Source organism: Pseudomonas urethralis, assembly GCF_021602465.1.
In the GTDB taxonomy this organism is placed as follows: Bacteria; Pseudomonadota; Gammaproteobacteria; order Pseudomonadales; family Pseudomonadaceae; genus Aquipseudomonas; species Aquipseudomonas vlassakiae.
Map to the genome: position 1 here is coordinate 1 of NZ_BQIJ01000039.1, position 5,400 is coordinate 5,400.

Annotated in this window: 3 protein-coding genes and 1 pseudogene; all 4 read right to left on the minus strand. The window is 58.8% G+C overall.

Annotation, left to right across the window (positions count from 1 at the left end; translation table 11 throughout):
• Nucleotides 1-272 precede the first annotated feature (272 nt).
• A complete protein-coding gene (locus tag L6D64_RS27915) occupies nucleotides 273-1,652 on the minus strand; it encodes an 8-oxoguanine deaminase (protein ID WP_176509900.1) in 1,380 nt (459 codons plus the stop codon).
• A 126-nt stretch (nucleotides 1,653-1,778) separates the two neighbouring features.
• Entirely contained in the window at nucleotides 1,779-3,137 is a 1,359-nt protein-coding gene (gene nhaA, locus L6D64_RS27920) for a Na+/H+ antiporter NhaA (protein ID WP_176509901.1), read from the minus strand.
• 138 nt (nucleotides 3,138-3,275) lie between these two features.
• A complete protein-coding gene (locus L6D64_RS27925) occupies nucleotides 3,276-4,079 on the minus strand; it encodes a DUF6708 domain-containing protein (RefSeq protein ID WP_236192656.1) in 804 nt (267 codons plus the stop codon).
• Nucleotides 4,079-5,400, minus strand: a pseudogene (locus L6D64_RS27930) (hypothetical protein); the annotation flags it as partial. The gene L6D64_RS27925 and the pseudogene L6D64_RS27930, both read right to left, overlap by 1 nt.

Consider the following 5,400-nt stretch of genomic DNA (forward strand, 5'->3'; position numbering starts at 1 on the left):
CCTCGCTCCGGCCTTGCTCCCGGGAGGACCGCGCTGAACGGCCCATCCTGGGCCGCAGCGCTTGACGGGCATCCATGCCCGTCACCTCCCTCCGCAAGACCTGCGCTCGGCCTCCTGAAGTCGCATTCGGCGTTTGCTGAACTACCGCGCGCTTAGAAGCAAAAGCAGAGCAAAAGCAGAGCAAAAGCAGAGCAAAAGCAGAGCAAAAGCAGAGCAAAAGCAGAGCAAAAGCAGAGCAAAAGCAGAGCAAAAGCAGAGCACTTACTGGTGGGTCAGTCGCCGCTGACGAGCTCGTAGGCCAGCTGGTTGTGGCGTTCCAGCACGCGGGGCAGGTCGATGGTGGTGATGCGGCCATCCTGCAATACCACGCGACCGTTGATCACACTGGTGTCGACGTGGGTCGGGGTACAGAACACCAGGGCTGCCAGTGGATCGTGCAGGGCGCCGGCGTAAGCCACATGACCCAGGTCGAAGGCGACGAAGTCGGCGATCATGCCCGGCGCCAGGGCACCGATGTCGTTGCGGTTGAGTACCTTGGCGCCGCCCAGGGTGGCGATTTCCAGTGCTTCGCGGGCGGTCATCGCGTCAGGGCCAAAGCCTACGCGCTGCAGCAGCAGCGCCTGGCGCACTTCGCCGATCATGCTGGCACCGTCGTTGGAGGCCGAGCCGTCGACGCCCAGGCCCACCGGCACACCGTGGTCGCGCATCTTGCGGATCGGCGCGATGCCCGACGCCAGGCGCATGTTCGAGCACGGGCAGTGCGCGACACCGGTGCCGGTGCGGGCGAACAGCTCGATGCCGTGCTGGTCGAGCTGCACGCAGTGGGCGTGCCACACGTCATGGCCGACCCAACCGAGGTCCTCGGCATATTCGGCCGGGGTCATGCCGAACTTCTCGCGGCTGTAGGCGATGTCGTTGACGTTCTCGGCCAGGTGGGTGTGCAGCGATACGCCGTAGTTGCGCGCCAGTACTGCGGCTTCGCGCATCAGGTCACGGCTGACCGAAAATGGCGAGCAGGGCGCCACCACCACGCGCAGCATCGAACCGTGACGGGCATCGTGGTAGTCCTCGATCAGGCGCTGCGACTCCTTGAGGATGTCGCTTTCCTTCTCCACCACCGAGTCAGGCGGCAAGCCACCCTGGCTGCGGCCTACGCTCATGCTGCCGCGGGCGGCATGAAAGCGCATGCCGATCTCGCTGGCAGCGTGGATGCTGTCGTCGAGCTTGCAGCCGTTGGGGTAGATGTACAGGTGGTCGCTGGAGGTGGTGCAGCCCGACAGGATCAGCTCGGCCATGGCCGTCTGGGTCGAAACCGAGATCATTTCCGGGGTCAGCCGCGCCCAGATCGGGTACAGGTTGGTCAGCCAGTTGAACAGCTCACCGTCCTGGGCCGCCGGCACTACCCGGGTGAGGCTCTGGTACATGTGGTGGTGAGTGTTGACCAAGCCCGGGATGACCACTTTGCCGGCCATGTCGAGGATCACGTCGGCGTGCTGTGGCAGCGTATCGCTGGGGCCGACCTGCTTGATCAGGTTGTCTTCGATATAGAGGCCGCCACCTCTGATTTCGCGGCGTTCGCCGTCCATGGTGACCAGCAGTGCCGCATTCTTGACCAGGAGGGTCTTAGGGGTGTGTTGCTGAGAAGCTTGCATGGCTCATGCCTGGCACAATACGCAGCGACGATTGCCGCTGTCGTAGGCGCACAGACACGCATGTAAGCAAAGTTCGAGTATTTTGTATACAGGAAAATGCCGGGGCCAGTAGGCCCCGGTCACCCTTCAACTCGCTTGCACAGGCGCCTTGCTCGTGCCTTTGCGCAGGCCCGTGACGCCCCAGGCGAGGCCCAGCACGGCTGCGATGACCGAGCCCGACAGCACGCCAAGCTTGGCTGCACCCAGCGAGGCCGGGTCGCTGTAGGCCAGGTTGGCAATGAAGATCGACATGGTGAAGCCAATGCCAGCCAACAGGCCGATCAGCGTGATGCCGCGCCAGTTGACCTGGGCCGGCAGGCTGCACCAGCCCAGGCGCACCATCAGCCAGCTGACGCTGATGATGCCCAGCGGCTTGCCAGCCACCAGCGCCACGGCCACTGCCATCATCACCCAGTGTGGCGCCTCGGCGGACAAGTCGATACCGGACAGGCCCACACCGGCGTTGGCCAGCGCGAACAGCGGCATGATCGCATAGGCTACCCAAGGGTGCAGGGCGCCGCCGACACGGGTCACTGGGGGCACCAGCTCGCGTTGCGCCAGGCGCAGGCGTTTGAGCGGGTCTATGAGTTCACCGGTATCCGACTCGGGCGTCTTGGCCCGGCCCAGCAGATCGTGGGTGAACCGCGAAATCGCATCCACCGGGCGCTCGCCCAGGGGCATGGCGGCCACCGGCGTCATCAGGCCGAGGATCACACCGGCCAGGGTTGGGTGGGCACCGGTCATCAGCATGCCGACCCAAGTGATCGCGCCGGGGATGACATAGGCCCAAGCCGAGCCGACGCCGATTTTCTGCAGCGCTACCACCAGCAGCAGGCCGATGGCCGCGACACCGAAGCCGCTGTAGTCGAGGCCACCGGAGTAGAAGACGGCGATGATCAGCACGGCGATGATGTCATCGATGATCGCCAGCGCCAGCAGGAACACGCGAATGTTGGACGGGATCGACTTGCCCAGCAGTGCCAGCACGCCGACCGCGAAGGCGATGTCGGTAGCGGTCGGCACGGCCCAGCCTTGCTGCTCGGCCGGCGCATGGCCGAAGGCCAGGTAGATGAGTGCAGGAGCGACGACGCCACCCACCGCAGCGGCCATCGGCAAGGTGGCCTGGCGCAGGCTGGACAGCGCGCCTTCGTGGATTTCGCGACGGATCTCCATGCCCACCACCAGGAAGAAGATGGTCATCAGGCCATCGTTGATCCAGAAGTGCAGCGATTGCGAGAAGCTCAGCGACCCGATGCCGAAGCTGATCGGCGTGTGCCAAAGGGCGTCATAGCTGGCAGCGGCTGGAGAGTTGGCCCAGATCAGGGCCGCGACGGCGGTGATCAGCAGCACGATGCCGCTGACCGCTTCGATGTGCAGGAAGCGCTCGAAATTGGCGAAGGCCCGCTGGGCCAGGCGTTGGGCGCGGGTCAATTTGGTTTTTTGCATAGGCACAAGAACCCCTGCAGGCGGCCCGACCTGCACTGTTCTTTAACCTGCGTCACTGCACCTTGCAGCTAGCACCCGCGGGGGATTTTAGCGGGTGCAAGCTTGGAGGCCAAGCGATACCGCCAGGGCCGGCGGGTTTCATAGTTGCTCGGCCTGAGCGGGGGCGGTGCGGGATTCCAGGTCCATTTCGGCGGGCCATTGGACTTTGGGGGCGCGCTGATCAAAAGGGTTTGAGTAAAAGCCCTCATTCCAGTCCCAAGGCGGGTTGACGAAGTCTGGGAGCGCGTCAGGCCCTTGCTGCATGAACCATCTTGCTATATTCCAATACTGTTCGCCTTTGTTTATGTCTGCAGTGAAGAAAAAGCGATCAATTATCTCGTCGGTTCCAGGCTTGCAGACAGATATCCGGACTTCTTCCTTTAAGCCGCCATACCCCAAAGGTGCATAAAATCGATAAACTTCGGCAGTGAGATTCTCCCAGTCGTAGGCGACCGGTTTAACTCCCCAGTTCTTGCGGCCGAACGGGTGAAGGCGATCCATTTGGTATTGGTAGAAGTAGACTTTTCGGCGGTGCCGGTTGAAGCGGATAGGTTCGTCGCGTGGCAGTTCCAACTCGAAACGAAGATAGGGCGTAACTATAAAAAATGACCCAATGAATGTGGCTAATGCTACGCTCGCAAGAGCCAAGTCGATTTTAGGGGATGGGATGAAGTAATTAAATATTGAAAAAGTTGTTTCTAATGTGACTAGTAGAAGCAAAATTGGCCCAATAACGATCCAGTATCCCCTGAATTTCAGTACGGATCTTGGAATTTCCAGATGGTTTTGGCTGATTTGATTTGGTGGTGGGTCTAGCTGGTCGGAAATTGACTGCAGAAGAGCAGGCTCATTTGGAGCGGGAAGGTCATATTTCCAGCCAAATCCGCGATGAGGAAGGGTCATTATTTTTCCTCCTGTATTTTTACTTCTGCGACAGCATCCGGAATGTTTCGATCTGGCCAGTAGGCTGATACAAGGGTGGCGGATAAAATGTTGTGTTTTCCTATGTCAGGAGTGAGCTCTACGGTTCCAGTGATGACTTTCAAGTTGTAATTATTTTGGGGCTGCGAAGGCTCTTGGTTGGTGTTGGTTGTTTTAATCGTGTCTGCTCTGTAGTCCGGGGTTCTAGGGCGTTTCGAGGGTGCTAGTGAAGTGTGGCTGGCGGTTCTTGTGGCCAGGGATGGAGCAAAATATTGTTCACTTGCAATTACTTCACCTCCAGTGTGATCTGGTGAGTTACCGTCTCCTGAACGATGAATTATTAAGGCCCAGTGGTATCCGGCAGTGCCTTCTGTGAATTGAGGTAGCATGATTCTGAATTTTAGTGTTGTATTGGTTTCCAGGTTGGCAAGGCCGCCTATTTTCGGACTCGTTGCATGCTCTGCTTTGACGGTTACGAATGTCAGCCCATTTGTCAGGCCCAGTGTGCATGCATTCAATTCGGAGATTGCAATGTCCGCATAAGTTGGCGAGTCCCAGTGGATTCGTGGGGATTCGTTGGCGTTGCCGAAATAACAGCGCCTAGCCCACCGCTCTAGAGGTGTTGACTCGCTCTCAGTGGCTGTTTTCATCAGGGTATACGTGACAAAGCCAAGTGCTATAGCGATGCCTAAAGGGCCAAACATGGTCGGATAGAATACAGCAGTAGTTGAGGATGCGGTGCTGAGTATTCCGGCGATGAAAGTGTACCTGTACCATTCGTATGAGGTTTCGTCGCCAGAGGTACTGCTTCGCTTCATTGCGAGCATTGCCTGAATTGTATCAAAGAGTCCGTTGATGGCGCTGATGGCTGCCCCGGTACTCGCAACTATACGACCAATAGAGAACCTGTTTTCTATTTTTGCTCTTTGCGGCATCAATAAGCCCAAAAGCTCTATTTCTCCACCAAGAAGACCTAAGCTCGATCCGTATAGGGCCATCATGGCCTCATTGGACTTTGGGCCGATTTCTTCCTCCCCTATTTTGAGGTTCTTTTCAAGGCTATCGCTCGTCAAGAAGAGCCCGCCGAGCGAAAGCAACAGCTCCCAGCCTTTACCCGTCCCCCGTAACCCACTGAAACTGTCGCGTACCAACTGCGATGCTTGGCCCGCACTGATTTTCATGCCGTTCAGGGTCTTCCGCGCATCCAGCTCCAGTGTTCCTGCCGCGACTGTGATGTCTACCAATGCCATCTTGGCGGCATCATTCAACTGGTTGACGTTGAGCTTCACTTCCCTGGCCAACC